At 69.6% G+C, this 16,482-nt stretch carries 11 protein-coding genes; 4 read left to right on the forward strand and 7 right to left on the reverse strand.

Annotation, left to right across the window (positions count from 1 at the left end):
• Positions 1–25: 25 nt before the first annotated feature.
• The 5 genes from OG295_RS27460 to OG295_RS27480 form a co-directional block, all read right to left on the reverse strand.
• Positions 26–1,042 (reverse strand): PAC2 family protein, encoded by a 1,017-nt coding sequence (locus tag OG295_RS27460; RefSeq protein ID WP_371679311.1) that lies wholly within the window; start codon positions 1,040–1,042, stop codon positions 26–28.
• Between the two features lie 127 nt (positions 1,043–1,169).
• Positions 1,170–2,777 (reverse strand): FAD-dependent oxidoreductase, encoded by a 1,608-nt coding sequence (locus OG295_RS27465; protein ID WP_371679312.1) that lies wholly within the window; start codon positions 2,775–2,777, stop codon positions 1,170–1,172.
• 40 nt (positions 2,778–2,817) lie between these two features.
• Positions 2,818–4,344, reverse strand: a complete 1,527-nt coding sequence (glpK, locus tag OG295_RS27470) for a glycerol kinase GlpK (RefSeq protein ID WP_371679313.1) — start codon at positions 4,342–4,344, stop codon at positions 2,818–2,820.
• Between the two features lie 78 nt (positions 4,345–4,422).
• A complete protein-coding gene (locus OG295_RS27475) occupies positions 4,423–5,205 on the reverse strand; it encodes an MIP/aquaporin family protein (RefSeq protein WP_371679314.1) in 783 nt (260 codons plus the stop codon).
• Positions 5,206–5,529: 324 nt separating this feature from the next.
• Positions 5,530–6,297 carry an IclR family transcriptional regulator gene (locus OG295_RS27480; protein WP_356222995.1) on the reverse strand — a complete coding sequence of 256 codons (768 nt, stop codon included), beginning with the start codon at positions 6,295–6,297 and terminating at the stop codon, positions 5,530–5,532.
• 252 nt (positions 6,298–6,549) lie between these two features.
• Between OG295_RS27480 and metH the strand changes: the two genes are divergently transcribed.
• From metH to OG295_RS27500, 4 genes are all read left to right on the forward strand, one after another.
• Positions 6,550–10,062, forward strand: a complete 3,513-nt coding sequence (metH, locus tag OG295_RS27485) for a methionine synthase (RefSeq protein ID WP_371679315.1) — start codon at positions 6,550–6,552, stop codon at positions 10,060–10,062.
• A gap of 110 nt (positions 10,063–10,172) precedes the next feature.
• On the forward strand, positions 10,173–10,874 hold the full coding sequence (locus OG295_RS27490; RefSeq protein ID WP_371679316.1) for an HAD family hydrolase: 702 nt from the start codon (positions 10,173–10,175) through the stop codon (positions 10,872–10,874).
• 480 nt (positions 10,875–11,354) lie between these two features.
• On the forward strand, positions 11,355–12,959 hold the full coding sequence (locus tag OG295_RS27495) for an ABC transporter substrate-binding protein (RefSeq protein WP_371679317.1): 1,605 nt from the start codon (positions 11,355–11,357) through the stop codon (positions 12,957–12,959).
• Between the two features lie 71 nt (positions 12,960–13,030).
• Positions 13,031–14,614: an ABC transporter substrate-binding protein gene (locus tag OG295_RS27500; protein ID WP_371679318.1), complete on the forward strand. Its 1,584-nt coding sequence runs from the start codon at positions 13,031–13,033 to the stop codon at positions 14,612–14,614.
• Between the two features lie 69 nt (positions 14,615–14,683).
• Here OG295_RS27500 and OG295_RS27505 read toward each other — a convergent pair whose 3' ends face one another.
• Positions 14,684–15,355 (reverse strand): response regulator, encoded by a 672-nt coding sequence (locus tag OG295_RS27505; RefSeq protein WP_371681330.1) that lies wholly within the window; start codon positions 15,353–15,355, stop codon positions 14,684–14,686.
• A gap of 65 nt (positions 15,356–15,420) precedes the next feature.
• Positions 15,421–16,296, reverse strand: coding sequence for a RecB family exonuclease (locus tag OG295_RS27510; RefSeq protein ID WP_371679319.1), 876 nt, complete (start codon positions 16,294–16,296; stop codon positions 15,421–15,423).
• Positions 16,297–16,482 lie beyond the last annotated feature (186 nt).

Raw genomic sequence — 16,482 nt, forward strand, 5'->3', positions numbered from 1 at the left:
ACCGACACCCGGACGGCCGGGGCCGTCAGGCCCCTTCGGCGTCTCCGTCCCCGCCTTCATCTCCCTCGCCGGTGGCGTCCGGTCCGGAGGGGCCGTCCTGGTCCGCCGGGCCGTCCGGCTTCGGTTTCGCCGGGGGCCGGGGGCCGCCCGACAGGTCGCGGAAGTAGGAGCCCGTGTCGCCGGCCGTCTCCGGACCCGCCGACGGATCCCGTCGCCTCAGGTACCGCTCGAACTCCCGCGCGATCGCGTCCCCCGAGGCCTCCGGCAGGTCGGCGGTGTCCCGCGCCTCCTCCAGCGTCTGGACGTACTCCGCCACCTCGCTGTCCTCGGCGGCCAGTTGGTCCACGCCCAGCTGCCAGGCCCGCGCGTCCTCCGGGAGTTCGCCCAGCGGGATCCGGATGTCGATCAGGTCCTCCAGCCGGTTCAGCAGCGCCAGCGTCGCCTTCGGGTTCGGCGGCTGCGACACGTAGTGCGGCACCGCCGCCCACAGCGACACCGCCGGCATCCCGGCATGGGTGCAGGCCTCCTGAAGGACGCCCACGATCCCGGTCGGACCCTCGTACTTGGTCTCCTCCAGGTCCATCGTCCGCGCCAGGTCCGCGTCCGAGGTCACCCCGCTCACCGGAACCGGCCGGGTGTGCGGGGTGTCCCCGAGCAGCGCGCCCAGGATGACCACCATCTCCACGCCCAGCTCGACGGCGAAGCCGAGGATCTCCTCGCAGAACGACCGCCACCGCATGGACGGTTCGATGCCCCGCACCAGCACCAGGTCCCGCGGCTTCGCGCCGCCGATCCGGACCACCGACAGCCGCGTCGTGGGCCAGGTGATCTTCCTTACCCCGTTGTCCAGCCACACCGTCGGCCGGTTGACCTGGAAGTCGTAGTAGTCCTCGGCGTCCAGCGCCGCGAAGACCTCGCCCTTCCACTCCCGGTCCAGGTGCGCCACCGCACCGGAGGCGGCGTCACCCGCGTCGTTCCAGCCCTCGAACGCGGCCACCATGACCGGGTCGATCAGCTCGGGCACGCCCTCAAGCTCGATCACCCAGGTCTCCTTCCGAAGTTCCCTTGTGTACGTGGGCCAGCCTAAGCCTTGATGAGGCACCGGCCACAGCCCACGACAGAGGGGCGGTTCCCCTCGGAACCGCCCCTCTTCCCCACCTGCGGGACAGCTATGCCTTGCGGCCCAGCATCTCCTCGACCCGGGCCCGTACGGCCTCGTCGTCCAGGCCGCGGACCGTCACCGTGGTACGGCGGCGCAGCACGTCGTCGACCGTCTCGGCCCACTCGTTGTCACGGGCATAGGCGACCTGCGCCCAGATCTCCGGACCGTCCGGGTGGATCCGCTCGGCCAGCTCCGGGTCCTCGTTCGCCAGACGGGCGATGTCGAAGGCCAGCGAGCCGTAGTGCGAGGCCAGGTGACGGGCGGTCAGCGGGTCCATCCGGGTGCCGGGCTCACGGTCCACCAGGAGCCGGTGCGCGACCGCGTTCGGGTTGGCGACGCCGGGCAGCGCGATGCGGCGCACCAGCGACTTCACCGGCTCCATGTCCTCGGTGAGCGGGCTGCCGGGGAGCTTGGCCAGCTTGTCCATGACCACGCGGCCGATGTGCCGGTACGTGGTCCACTTGCCGCCGGCCACCGACAGCATGCCGCCCGCGCCCTCGGAGACCACCGTCTCGCGCTTGGCCTTCTCGACGCCGCCGGGGCCGCCGGGCAGCACCCGCAGGCCGGCGAAGGCGTACGTCATCAGGGAGCGGTCGAGGTCGGCGTCCTTCACGGAGAAGGCCGCCTCGTCGAGGATCTGCTGGATGTCCGACTCGGTGGCGCGCACGTCCGCCGGGTCGCCCTCGTAGACCTCGTCGGTCGTACCGAGGAGCAGCTGGTCCTCCCACGGGAGGGCGAAGGTGATGCGGTACTTGTCGATCGGGGTGGCCATGGCGGCCTTCCACGGCGACTTGCGCTTCATGACGATGTGCGCGCCCTTGGACAGGCGGATCGACGGCATCGCGTGCTTGTCTTCCATGCGCCGCAGGTGGTCCACCCACGGGCCGGTGGCGTTGAGCACGACGCGCGCGTCGACCCCGAACTCGGTGCCGTCGAGGCGGTCCTTGAGCTCGGCGCCGGAGACCCGGCCGCGCGTCATGCGCAGGCCGGTGACCTCGGCGTGGTTCAGGACGACCGCGCCGGACTCGACGGCCGCGCGGACCGTCATGACGGCGACGCGGGAGTCGTTCATCTGGTGGTCGTAGTAGACCGCGACGGCCTTCAGGTTGTCCGTCTTCAGACCGGGGTTGTCGGCGACGGCGCGGGCCGGCGAGATGACCTTGCCGATCCCGTCGCCGAAGGCCGAGAGCGCCGAGTACGCGAACACGCCCGCGCCCAGCTTCGCCGCGCCGACCGGACCGCCCTTGTACACGGGCAGGTAGAAGGTCAGCGGGTTGACCAGGTGCGGGGCCACGTCCTTGGCCAGCACCCGGCGCTCGTGGTGGTTCTCGGCGACCAGCTTGACCGCGCCGGTCTGCAGGTAGCGCAGACCGCCGTGGACGAGCTTGGAGGAGGCGGACGAGGTGGCGCCGGCGAAGTCGCCGGCGTCCACCATGGCGACCCGCAGACCCGACTGCGCGGCGTGCCAGGCCACCGAGGTGCCCAGGATGCCACCGCCGATGACGAGCAGGTCGTAGGTGGCCTTCGACAGCTGCTCACGGGTTTCGGCGCGGCTCGGGTTCGAACCGGCGGTCGGGTGCGTACCCAGGGCGGGAACGCTCTGCAGGGTGCTCATATCTCTTTCAGCTCCTCGTCGATTGACTCAGCTGGTGCGGTCAGCTGGCGTCTTCGTCGTCGACCCAGCCCATGGACCGCTCCACGGCCTTGAGCCAGCTCTTGTACTCGCGGTCCCGCTGCTCGGCGGGCATGCGCGGGGTCCACTCGGCCGCGCGGCGCCAGTTGGCGCGCAGGGCGTCGGTGTCGGGCCAGAAGCCGACGGCCAGGCCGGCGGCGTAGGCGGCGCCGAGGCAGGTGGTCTCCGCGACCATGGGACGGACCACGGGGGCGTCCACGAAGTCGGAGAGGGTCTGCATCAGCAGGTTGTTGGAGGTCATGCCGCCGTCGACCTTGAGGGCCGCGAGCTCGACGCCCGAGTCCTTGGTCATGGCGTCGGTGATCTCGCGGGTCTGCCAGGCGGTGGCCTCCAGGACGGCACGGGCGATGTGCGCCTTGGTGACGTACCGGGTCAGGCCGGCGATCACACCGCGGGCGTCGGAGCGCCAGTACGGGGCGAACAGGCCGGAGAAGGCCGGCACGAAGTACGCGCCGCCGTTGTCCTCGACCGAGAGCGCGAGGGTCTCGATCTCGGCCGCGGTCTTGATCATGCCCATCTGGTCGCGCATCCACTGGACGAGCGAGCCGGTGACGGCGATGGAGCCCTCCAGGGCGTAGACCGGCTTCTGGTCGCCGATCTGGTAGCCGACCGTGGTCAGCAGGCCGCTGTAGGAGTTGATGACCTTGTCGCCGGTGTTCATCAGCATGAACGTGCCGGTGCCGTACGTGGACTTGGCCTCGCCCTCGGCGAAACAGGTCTGGCCGAACAGCGCGGCCTGCTGGTCACCGAGCGCCGAGGCGACCGGGACGCCGGCGAGGACGCCCTCCTTGACGTGGCCGTAGACCTCGGCGGAGGACTTGATCTCCGGGAGGACGTTGAGCGGGACGCCCATGGACTCGGCGATCTTGTCGTCCCAGGCCAGGGTGTGCAGGTTCATCAGCATGGTGCGCGAGGCGTTGGTGACGTCGGTGACGTGCGCACCGCCCTCGGCGCCGCCCGTGAGGTTCCAGATGACCCACGAGTCCATCGTGCCGAAGAGGATGTCGCCGGCCTCGGCGCGCTCGCGCAGGCCCTCGACGTTGTCGAGCAGCCAGCGGACCTTCGGACCCGCGAAGTAGCTCGCCAGCGGGAGGCCCGTCTCGCGGCGGAAGCGGTCCTGGCCCACGTTGCGGCCGAGCTCCTTGCAGAGGGAGTCGGTGCGGGTGTCCTGCCAGACCAGCGCGTTGTGCACCGGCTCGCCGGTGTGCCGGTCCCACAGGACGGTGGTCTCGCGCTGGTTGGTGATGCCGACCGCCTTGACGTCGGCGGCGGTGATCTCCGCCTTGGCGATGGCTCCGGCGACGACCTCCTGGACGTTGGTCCAGATCTCGGTGGCGTCGTGCTCGACCCAGCCCGGCTTCGGGAAGATCTGCTCGTGCTCCTTCTGGTCGACGGCGACGATGCGGCCGTCGCGGTCGAAGACGATGCAGCGGGAGGAGGTGGTGCCCTGGTCGATCGCGGCGATGAAGGGGCCGGTGCTGCTGGTCATGGTGGCTGCTCCTGGCAGATCTGAAGGGTTGGCGGAATCAGGAGGGCGGTGCGGATCTTGCGATCTTGCCGATGCTGATCAGGCGAACGCGATGTTGTACAGACCACCGGCGAGGGCGGCACCGACGAGCGGGCCGACGACCGGGATCCAGGAGTACCCCCAGTCCGAACCGCCCTTGTTGGGCAGCGGGAGCAGGGCGTGGACGATGCGCGGACCGAGGTCGCGCACCGGGTTGATGGCGTAGCCGGTCGGACCGCCCAGCGAGAGGCCGATGCCGACGACCACGAACGAGGTGATCAGGACGCCGATGACACCGAGCCCCTTGCCGTCGTCCTGGAGGCCCTGGGTCAGGATGGCCAGAACCAGGACGGCGGTACCGATGATCTCGGTCGCGAGGTTCTGCACGACATTACGGATCTCGGGGCCCGTGGAGAAGATGCCGAGCACCGGACCGGCCGTGTCGTGCGGGTGCGGGTCCTCGGGACCGAGCTTGGCGTCGCGGATGTGCTCCGGGTCGGACAGGTGCACGAGGAACTGGCCGTAGTACGTGATCCACATCAGGACCGCGCCGATCATGGCGCCGAGGAGCTGGCCGGCGAGGTAGACCGGGACGTCGCCCCACTCGCCGGTCTTGACGGCGATGCCGACGGTGACCGCCGGGTTGAGGTGCGCGCCGGAGAGCGGTGCGGAGACGTAGGCGGCGATCAGGACGGCGAAACCCCAGCCGAAGGTGATCGCGAGCCAGCCCGCGTTGCGGGCCTTGGAGCTCTTGAGGGTGACGGCGGCGCAGACGCCACCACCGAGCAGAGTGAGCAGGGCGGTACCTATGGTCTCGCCGATGAAGATGTCGGAGCTGGACACCCGCGACTCCTTTGTCTTACGTCCAGGGGTGGGCGGACACCGGGTCCCTCCGGTGGTCCACGCACTCGGTGAGTGCTGCACCGGTCCTTGGCCTCGCCATAGCCTAACGCGTATTGCCGGTAGGTGTTCGACAATGCCGACCGATGAACGGCAGTTTTCCGCCTGGGTGAAGAACGCGTCAAGGGCTGGCCAGGTCAAAGAACCGGATCGTTACCACTAGGTACGATCAGCCAAAATCAGCCAATGGATGATCGGTAAAAGACAAAATCCACCCAAACGGCCCACAGGGTGGCCGCTGGGTGGATCGGGTGGATCAGGTCAAGCTCAGAACCGGCCCGCCCCGAGGTCGCGCGAAACCGACCGCGCGCAGTCCCGTACGGAGGCCACGAGCGCCGCCCGGGGCTCCCCGGAGTCCCCGCAGACCCGCTCCACGGCCCCCGCCACCGCGACGGCGCCCACGGGCATCCGCCGCCGGTCGTGGATCGGCGCCGCCACCGAGGCGATGCCCTCCCAGGTCTCCTCGACGTCCGCGGCCCAGCCCCGCGCCCGCGTCAGGTCCAGGACCTCCTCGAAACCCGCGGCGTCCGTGACCGTACGGGGGGTGAACGCCTCCCGCTCCGCCTCCACGGCCTCCGTGTGCGCCACGGGGTCGTAGGCCGACAGGACCTTGCCCAGCGCCGTGGAGTGCAGCGGCTGCATCGCCCCCACCTCCAGCACTTGACGGCTGTCGTCCGGCCGGAACACGTGGTGCATGATCAGCACCCCGCTCTTGTGCAGCACCCCCACGTACACGCTCTCGCCGCTCGCCCGGGCCAGGTCGTCCGTCCAGACCAGCGCGCGGGCGCGCAGCTCGTGCACGTCCAGGTAGCTGTTGCCCAGGCGCAGCAGCTCCGCGCCCAGCTGATAGCGGCCCGAGGCCGCGTCCTGCTCCACGAAGCCCTCGGCCTGCAGCGTGCGCAGGATCCCGTGCGCCGTGCCCTTGGCCAGGCCCAGGGAGGACGCCACGTCCGAGAGGCCCAGCCGGCGTTCCCCGCCCGCCAGGAGTCGCAGCATCGCAGCGGCTCGTTCGAGCGACTGGATGTTCCGTGCCATCGCGCAGCCTCCTGCTGACGTAGTTCGACAATGCTGAACACTATCGGTCGATGCCGACCTTGTGTATGGTCGGGCGGCCTCCGGCGCGCCGCGCGCCGCACCCTCACCCGTCCGGGCCCCGCGCACAGAATGCAGTCCGCCACGTGGGACGACCGCACCGGGTCCGGTGCGGCGCGGTTACCCTGACCGCGTGCACCCTTGACACAGAGGGGGTGCAAAGCCGACAGCCGTCGCATCCCAGGGAGCTCAACCATGGCCTCGTTGCCGAACCCGCCCGCAGACACCCAGACCCGGGCCGATGCCCTCCGAGAGGCGCTCGCGACCCGCGTGGTCGTCGCCGACGGGGCCATGGGAACCATGCTCCAGGCGCAGGACCCCACGATGGAGGACTTCCAGCAGCTCGAAGGCTGCAACGAGGTCCTGAACGTGACCCGCCCCGACATCGTGCGTTCGGTCCACGAGGCCTACTACTCGGTCGGCGTGGACTGCGTCGAGACCAACACCTTCGGCGCGAACTTCGCCGCCCTCGCCGAGTACGACATCCCCGAGCGGAACTTCGAGCTCTCCGAGGCCGGCGCCCGGATCGCCCGCGAGGTCGCCGACGAGTTCACCGCCACGACCGGACAGCAGCGCTGGGTGCTCGGCTCCATCGGCCCCGGCACCAAGCTCCCCACCCTCGGCCACATCACCTACGCGCAGATCCGCGACGCCTACCAGATCAACGCCGAAGGCCTGATCTCCGGCGGCGCGGACGCCCTCCTGGTGGAGACCACGCAGGACCTCCTGCAGACGAAGTCCTCGATCATCGGTGCCCGCCGGGCGATGGAGGCCCTGGGTGTCAGCGTCCCGCTGATCTGCTCCGTCACCGTGGAGACCACCGGCACCATGCTCCTGGGGTCGGAGATCGGCGCGGCGCTGACGGCGTTGGAGCCGCTGGGGATCGACATGATCGGTCTGAACTGCGCCACCGGCCCCGCCGAGATGAGCGAGCACCTGCGCTACCTCGCGCGCAACGCCCGCATCCCGATCTCCTGCATGCCCAACGCGGGCCTGCCCGTCCTGACCAAGCAGGGCGCGCACTACCCGCTCAGCGCCCCCGAACTGGCCGACGCCCAGGAGACCTTCGTCCGCGAGTACGGGCTCTCCCTGGTCGGGGGCTGCTGCGGCACCACCCCCGAGCACCTGCGCCAGGTCGTCGAGCGCGTCCGCGGCACGGCGATCACCGAGCGCACCCCCCAGCCCGAGCCCGGCGCCGCCTCCCTCTACCAGACCGTGCCCTTCCGCCAGGACACCTCGTACATGGCGATCGGCGAGCGCACCAACGCCAACGGCTCCAAGAAGTTCCGCGAGGCCATGCTGGAGGCCCGCTGGGACGACTGCGTGGAGATGGCCCGCGACCAGATCCGCGAGGGCGCGCACATGCTCGACCTCTGCGTGGACTACGTGGGCCGCGACGGCGTCGCCGACATGGAGGAGCTCGCCGGCCGCTTCGCCACCGCCTCCACCCTCCCGATCGTCCTGGACTCCACCGAGGTCCCCGTCATCCGGGCGGGCCTGGAGAAGCTCGGCGGCCGCGCGGTCATCAACTCCGTCAACTACGAAGACGGCGACGGCCCCGACTCCCGCTTCGCCAAGGTCACCCGACTGGCCCAGGAGCACGGCGCCGCGCTCATCGCGCTGACCATCGACGAGGAGGGCCAGGCCCGAACCGTCGAACACAAGGTCGCCATCGCCGAACGGCTCATCGACGACCTGACGGGCAACTGGGGGATCCGCGAGTCGGACATCCTCATCGACACCCTGACCTTCACGATCTGCACCGGCCAGGAGGAGTCCCGCAAGGACGGCATCGCCACGATCGAGTCGATCCGCGAGCTCAAGCGGCGCCACCCGGACGTCCAGACCACCCTCGGCCTGTCCAACATCTCCTTCGGCCTCAACCCGGCCGCCCGCGTACTGCTCAACTCGGTCTTCCTCGACGAGTGCGTCAAGGCCGGCCTGGACTCCGCGATCGTCCACGCCTCCAAGATCCTGCCGATCGCCCGCTTCGACGAGGAGCAGGTCACCACCGCACTCGACCTGATCTACGACCGGCGCGAGGGCGACTACGACCCGCTGCAGAAGCTGATGGCCCTCTTCGAGGGCGTCAACACCAAGTCGCTCAAGGCCGGCCGCGCCGAGGAACTCCTCGCCCTGCCGCTGGACGAGCGACTGCAGCGCCGCATCATCGACGGCGAGAAGAACGGCCTGGAGACCGACCTCGACGAGGCGCTGCAGACCCGCCCCGCCCTCGACATCGTCAACGACACCCTCCTGGAGGGCATGAAGGTCGTCGGCGAGCTCTTCGGCTCCGGCCAGATGCAGCTGCCGTTCGTGCTCCAGTCCGCCGAGGTCATGAAGACGGCCGTCGCCTACCTCGAACCGCACATGGAGAAGACCGACGACGAGGGCAAGGGCACGATCGTGCTCGCCACCGTCCGCGGGGACGTCCACGACATCGGCAAGAACCTCGTCGACATCATCCTCACCAACAACGGTTACAACGTCGTCAACATCGGCATCAAGCAGCCCGTCTCCGCGATCCTCGAAGCCGCGCAGGAGCACAAGGCCGACGTGATCGGCATGTCCGGCCTGCTCGTGAAGTCCACGGTGATCATGAAGGAGAACCTGGAAGAGCTCAACCAGCGCAAGCTGGCCGCCGACTACCCCGTCATCCTCGGCGGCGCCGCCCTCACCCGCGCCTACGTCGAACAGGACCTCCACGAAATCTACGAAGGCGAAGTCCGCTACGCCCGCGACGCCTTCGAAGGCCTGCGCCTCATGGACGCCCTCATCGCGGTCAAGCGCGGCGTCCCCGGCGCCTCGCTGCCCGAGCTGAAGCAGCGCCGCGTCGCCAAGCGGGACACCCCGGCGCTCCAGGTGGAGGAGCCGCAGGAGCCGGGCGGCCGTTCCGACGTGTCCGTCGACAACCCGGTCCCCACCCCGCCCTTCTGGGGCACCCGCGTCGTCAAGGGCATCCCGCTCAAGGACTACGCCTCCTGGCTGGACGAGGGAGCCCTGTTCAAGGGCCAGTGGGGCCTCAAGCAGGCCCGCGCGGGCGGAGCCACGTACGAGGAGCTCGTCGAGAGCGAGGGCCGTCCGCGCCTGCGCGGCCTCCTGGAGAAGCTGCACACCGAGAACCTCCTGGAAGCGGCCGTGGTCTACGGCTACTTCCCCTGCGTCTCCAAGGGCGACGACCTGATCATCCTCGACGAGCAGGGCAACGAGCGGACCCGCTTCACCTTCCCGCGCCAGCGCCGGGGCCGCCGCCTGTGCCTCGCGGACTTCTTCCGCCCCGAGGAGTCCGGTGAGACCGACGTGGTCGGCCTCCAGGTGGTCACCGTCGGCTCGAAGATCGGCGAGGCCACGGCCAAGCTGTTCGAGTCCGACTCCTACCGCGAGTACCTGGAGCTGCACGGCCTCTCCGTCCAGCTCGCCGAGGCCATGGCCGAGTACTGGCACGCCCGCGTCCGCGCCGAGCTCGGCTTCGGCGGCGAGGACCCGGCCGCCGTGGAGGACATGTTCGACCTCAAGTACCGGGGAGCCCGCTTCTCCCTCGGCTACGGCGCCTGCCCCGACCTGGAGGACCGGGCGAAGATCGCCGACCTCCTCCAGCCGGAGCGGATCGGCGTCCACCTCTCGGAGGAGTTCCAGCTCCACCCCGAGCAGTCCACCGACGCCATCGTGATTCACCACCCCGAAGCGAAGTATTTCAACGCACGCTGACGCGGACCGGCGTACACTGGTCGGTCCCATACAGGCCGGTCACCTGGTACCGAGGGGTTGCCCCCACGGCGAGGTGACCGGCCTTGTCGTCCCCTGCGAGAGGCGTACGCATGACCAGCACCGTTCCCGCTCCCGTCGCCCGTACGGCAGACGGGCACGCCCTGCAGGCGGTGCTCCTCGACATGGACGGCACCCTCGTGGACACCGAGGGTTTCTGGTGGGAGATCGAGGCGGAGATCTTCCGGGAACTCGGGCACCGGCTCGACGACGCCTGGCGCGACATCGTCGTCGGCGGCCCCATGAGCCGCAGCGCGGCGTTCCTCATCGAGGCCACCGGCGCCGCCATCGGCCTCGCCGAGCTGAGCGTGCTGCTCAACGAGCGCTTCGAGGCCCGCATCGCCGACCAGGTCCCCTTGATGCCCGGCGCCGAGCGGCTGCTGAGCGAGCTGGCCCGGCACAACGTGCCCACCGCCCTGGTCTCCGCCTCCCACCGCCGGGTCATCGACCAGGTGCTGCTCACCCTCGGCCGCGACCGGTTCACCATGACCGTCGCCGGGGACGAGGTCCCGCGCACCAAGCCGCACCCCGACCCGTACCTGCTGGCCGCGAGCGCCCTGGGCGCGCACCCCTCGCGGTGCGCGGTCATCGAGGACACCGCCACCGGTGTCGCGGCCGCCGAGGCCGCCGGCTGCCGGGTCGTGGCCGTGCCCTCCGTCGGCCGGATCGAGCCGGCCCCGGGCCGCACCGTCGTGGCCTCGCTCGAAGAGGTGGACCTGCCGTTCCTGCGGTCCCTCATCACTCCGCTGAACTGACCGCGCACGCTCCGTGCCGAACGGAACGGGGGTGGGGTCAAGGTCCCACGAGAGGATCTTCCGCCCCCGCCCCCGGAGGCCGAAATTCCATCCTGCCGGGAAATGTAGCAGCGGGTGACCTTGGTCACCCGGGGAGCCCCGGACGGGCCCGTCGGAGTGCCCCGAGCCCTTCCCATGTGTCCGGATTGATCATCTCCTGACCACATCTGCGAAGACTCCGGCATAAGCGGTCAGTCCGCTCCCATCACGGTGCGATTACGCCCCAACTCCTGCCGGTTCAAGCCATCCCGTTCCGGGCCACTAATGTCGATCCGGGCACTCCGCACGCACCTCTGCCGCACCGGCCGCACACCCTTGCGCCGGTACCGCGTGGACCGATCGTCAAACACCGGCCCGATCGTTCCGCCCTGAACGGGCGACCGCCGCGAAGTGCCCTCTACGCCGCTTTGACCAAGTGCCGGGTGAGGGAGTACTTCCAGCATGAACCGCAAGACCATGGTGCTGACGGCCGCGATCGGCCTGCTCACCCCCGCGCTGTCCGCATGCGGCAGCGCGAGCGGCGGAGGAGCAGCGTCCGGAGCGATCGTCGTCGGCACCACCGACCGGTTCGAAGCCGCCGATTACGCCCCCGCCCCCTTCGACCCCGCCTACGCCTACGACGCCGGCGCCTGGAACGTCCTGCGCCAGACCGTCCAGACGCTGATGCACACCCCGCGTGGCGGCGGCCAGCCCGTCCCCGAAGCCGCGTCCGACTGCCGCTTCACCGACACGGGCAACGAGAGCTACCGCTGCGTCCTGCGGCCCGGCCTGAAGTTCGCGAGCGGCGACCCGCTCACCGCCAAGGACGTCAAGTTCTCCATCGACCGCGTCCTCGCGATCAAGGACGAGAACGGCCCCTCCTCCCTCCTCTCCACCCTCGACACCGTCGAGGTCAAGGGCGCCGACACCGTCGTCTTCCACCTGAAGACCGCCGACGCGACCTTCCCGTACAAGCTCTCCACCCCCGCCGCCGGCATCGTCAGCGAGAAGAACTACGAGGCCAAGAAGCTCCGCCCCGGCTTCGCCGTCGACGGCTCCGGCCCCTACACGATGAAGGCGGAGGTCAAGGACGACCACCTCGTCCGGGCCGTCTTCACCAAGAACCCGAACTACAAGGGCGACATCAAGCTGCAGAACGACAAGGTCGAACTGCGCACCTTCGCCGACTCCGCCTCCATGGGCAAGGCCCTCACCGACGGCTCCGTCCAGATGGTCTCGCGCACCCTGGCGCCCGCCCAGATCGCCGACTTCTCCGCGAAGCCGCCCAAGGGCGTCAAGCTCGTCCCCCTGCCCGGCCTGGAGATCCGCTACCTCGGCTTCAACACCGACGCCCCGGTCGTCAAGGACAAGGCCGTACGCCAGGCCCTCGCCGCCGCCGTCGACCGCGACAACGTCATCTCCAAGGTCTACGGCAAGGCCGCGCAGCCCCTGTACTCGCTGGTCCCCACCACCGTCACCGGCCACGTCAACTCGTTCTTCAACAAGTACGGCGAGGCCAACACCGCCAAGGCGGCCGACCTGCTGAAGGCCGCCGGGATCAAGACCCCGGTCAAGCTCACCCTGAACTACACCAAGGACCACTACGGCGACGGCACCGCCGCCGAGTTCGAGGCCCTCAAGACCCAGCTGAACTCCACCCAGCTGTTCGACATCACCGTCCAGGGCAACGACTGGTCCGACTTCCGGCCCGCGCAGAAGAAGGGCGACTACGCCGCCTACGGGCTCGGCTGGTTCCCCGACTACCCGGACGCCGACAACTTCCTCGCCCCCTTCCTGGAGGCCGACAACTTCCTGGGCACGCCGTACGCCAACAGCACGGTGCGCACCAGGCTCATCCCCGACTCCCGGCGCGCGGCCGACCGCAACACCGCCGCACCCGCGATCGCGGACATGCAGGACATCGTCGCCGAGGACGTACCCGTCCTGCCCCTGTGGCAGGGCAAGCAGTACGTCGCCGCACGCGACGGGATCACCGGGGTGGAGTGGTCGGTCAACGCCATCTCCGACCTCCAGCTGTGGGAACTCGGCCGGGGTGTCAGCGGCTGAAACCGGCAGCAACCGGCGGCGGACGTCGCAGGCCGGCGCAACGACCAGACAAGACTGTGAAGGACATTCGCGTGAAGAGACGTAACCAGTGGTTGGCGGCCCCGCTCGGCGCGGCCACCGCCGCCGCGCTGCTCAGCGGTTGCGGTTCGACCGATGGCGCCAACGCCGGCAGCGGCAAGGGCGTGGTCATGGGGATATCCGACAGGGTGAAGTCGACCGACCCGGCGGCGGGCTACGACCCGGGCTCCTGGCTGCTCTTCAACAACGTCTTCCAGTCGCTGCTCAGCTTCCCCAAGGGCGGCACGACCCCCGAGCCCGACGCCGCGCAGTCCTGCGCCTTCGAGGGCGCCGACAGCAAGCAGTTCAAGTGCGTCCTGCGCACCGGCCTGAAGTTCAGCAACGGCCACAGCCTCACCTCGAAGGACGTCAAGTTCTCCTTCGAGCGCACGCTGAAGATCAACGACGACGCCGGCCCGGCCGTCATGCTGTCCTCGATCGCCGGCATCGACACCCCCGACGAGAAGACCGTCGTCTTCCGCCTCAAGACGTCCGACGCGACCTTCCCCAGCAAGATCGCGTCCGGCGCGGGCTCCATCGTCGACCACGCCGAGTACCCGGCGAACAAGCTCCGCACGGACGGCAAGGCCATCGGCTCCGGCGTCTACAAGCTGGACTCCATCAACGAGAAGAGCGCCAGCTTCTCCGTCAACGAGTCCTACAGCGGCAAGGCCAAGGCCAAGAACACCGGCGTCACGCTGAAGTTCTTCAACGGCGACCAGGCCGGCCTCAAGACGGTCCTGGAGAGCGGCGACGTCGACTTCGCCTTCCGCGGCCTCGCCGCCAAGGACATCGCCGCCCTGGCCTCGGTCAAGACCGGCGACAACAAGGTCGACGTCGTCCAGGGCACCGGCGCCGAAGTCGAGCACATGGTCTTCAACGTCAACGACCCCGTCGTCGGCAAGCTCCCCGTCCGCAAGGCCATCGCCTACCTGATCGACCGCGAAGCGCTCGTCAAGGACGTGTACGCGGGCACCGCCGCCCCGCTCTACTCGATCGTCCCCGCGGGCATCGCCGGACACACCACCCCCTTCTTCGACCGCTACGGCGGCAGCCCCCAGGTCGAGAAGGCCAAGGCCGTCCTGAAGGCCGCCAACATCACCGGCAAGATCAAGCTCACCCTGTACTCCACGCCGTCCCGCTACGGCCCCTCCACCGACCAGCAGTTCCAGGTCATCGCGAAGCAGCTCAACGACAGCGGCCTCTTCGAGGCCGACATGAAGTCCGTCGAGTACGAGCAGTACGAGAAGGACATCCAGGACGGCAAGTACGGCGTCTACGTCAAGGGCTGGGTCCCCGACTACCCGGACGCCGACAACTTCACGCAGCCGTTCTTCGGCCCGGAGAACGTCCTGCACAACAACTACGACAACAAGGAGATCACCGGGACCCTCATCCCGGCGACCAACACCAAGTCCGACCGCACCGCGGCCAACACGGACTACACCCGTCTCCAGGACATCGTCGCCGACGAACTCCCGATCATCCCGCTCTGGCAGGGCAAGCAGTACGCCGTCACCCGCCAGAACGTCACCGGCCTCCAGTGGTCCCTGGACGCCTCCACGGTCTTCCGCTTCTGGGAGATCAGCAAGGGCTGACCCGCCCCGGCACGACGAAGGGCCGGCAGCCGCTCACGCGGCCGCCGGCCCCTTCGCGATCGGGTCCCGCTACTGGGCGCCCGGACGCACCAGCCCGCTCTCGTACGCGTACACCGCCGCCTGCACCCGGTCCCGCAGCCCCAGCTTCGTCAACACGTGACCCACGTGCGTCTTCACCGTCGTCTCGCTCACGAACAGGTCGGCCGCGATCTCCGCGTTCGACAACCCCCGGGCCACCAGCTTGAGCACCTCCACCTCGCGCTCCGTCAGCGTCCCCAGCGTGTCCGGCAGGCTGTCCTCACCCGACGGCAGGTGCCCCGCGTACTTGTCCAGCAGCCGCCGCGTGATGCTCGGCGCCAGCATCGCCTCGCCGCCCGCGACCACCCGGATCGCCTGCACCAGCTCGTTCGCCGGAGCGTCCTTCAGCAGGAAGCCGCTCGCCCCCGCCCGCAGCGCCTCCACCACGTACTCGTCCAGGTCGAACGTCGTCAGCACCAGCACCTTCGCCGGCCCGTTCCGCTCCGGACCCGTGATCTGCCGCGTCGCCTCCACCCCGTCCATCCGCGGCATCCGGATGTCCATCAGCACCACGTCGGGCTGCAGCGCCCGCACCTGGTCCAGCGCCTGCAGACCGTCCCCGGCCTCACCCACCACCACCAGGTCCTGCTCGGCCTCCAGGATCATCCGGAAACCGGTGCGCAGCAGTGGCTGGTCGTCGACCAGCAGGACGCGGATCGCCACGGGGTGTACCTCGAATTCGTCGGACGGCATCGGCGGACCCCGCCCATTGTGCCCTGACCGGACGATCAGGAATCGGCCGGCCGGTCCGCCCCCGGCCTCGGAGTGATCACCAGCGGATAGGCCGGGGGAGTCCCCCCGAACTCCGGACACACCGCCTGATGATCACACCAGCCGCACAGCTTCGTCGGCCGAGGCCGCCACTCACCCGTCTCCGTCGCCTCACGGATGGCCTCCCACAACGCGTGCAGCTTGCGCTCCACCCGCTCCAGATCCGCCACCACCGGGTCGTACGTCAGCACGTCCCCACTGCCCAGGTACACCAGCTGCAACCGCCGCGGCACCACCCGCTTCAACCGCCACACCACCAGCGCGTAGAACTTCATCTGGAACAGCGCGCCCTCGGCGTACTCCGGCCGCGGCGCCTTCCCCGTCTTGTAGTCGACGATCCGCACCTCACCCGACGGCGCCACGTCCACCCGGTCGATGATCCCCCGCAGACGCAGCCCCGACTCCAGCTCCGTCTCGACGAAGAACTCCCGCTCCACAGGCTCCAGCCGCGTCGGGTCCTCCAACGTGAACCACCGCTCCACCAGCGCCTCGGCCTCCGTCAGCCAGCGCGCCAGCCCCGCCCCCTCGTCCCCCTCCGGGAACAGCTCCGCCAGCTCCGGCTTCGCCCGCAGCAACCGGTCCCACTGCCCCGGGACCAGAGCCTTCGCCACCGGCGCCGTCCGCTCCGCCGCCGGATGATCGAAGAGCCGCTCCAGCACCGCGTGCACCAGAGTGCCCCGCGTCGCCGCCGCACTCGGCTTCTCCGGCAGCTTGTCGATCACCCGGAACCGGTACAGCAGCGGACACTGCATGAAATCACCCGCCCGCGAAGGCGACAGCGAGGTGGGCCGGGCAGCAGCCGGGGAAGGATCGGCACCGGGGATCGTCGTCATGCGTGAAACCCTACGGCCCACCGCCGACAGCACGCGCATACCATCGACTCCGGCGCCCTCGCACTGCATGATCGGAGCATCACACCGCGCTACCGCACCAGCGGCGAACCCACGACGTGGACCACACTGGAACCACCGGCACCGAACGAAGGACAACCGTGGCAGACACCGACGAAACCGGCGAGC

It is taken from the genome of Streptomyces sp. NBC_01276 (assembly GCF_041435355.1).
Lineage (GTDB): Bacteria > Actinomycetota > Actinomycetes > Streptomycetales > Streptomycetaceae > Streptomyces.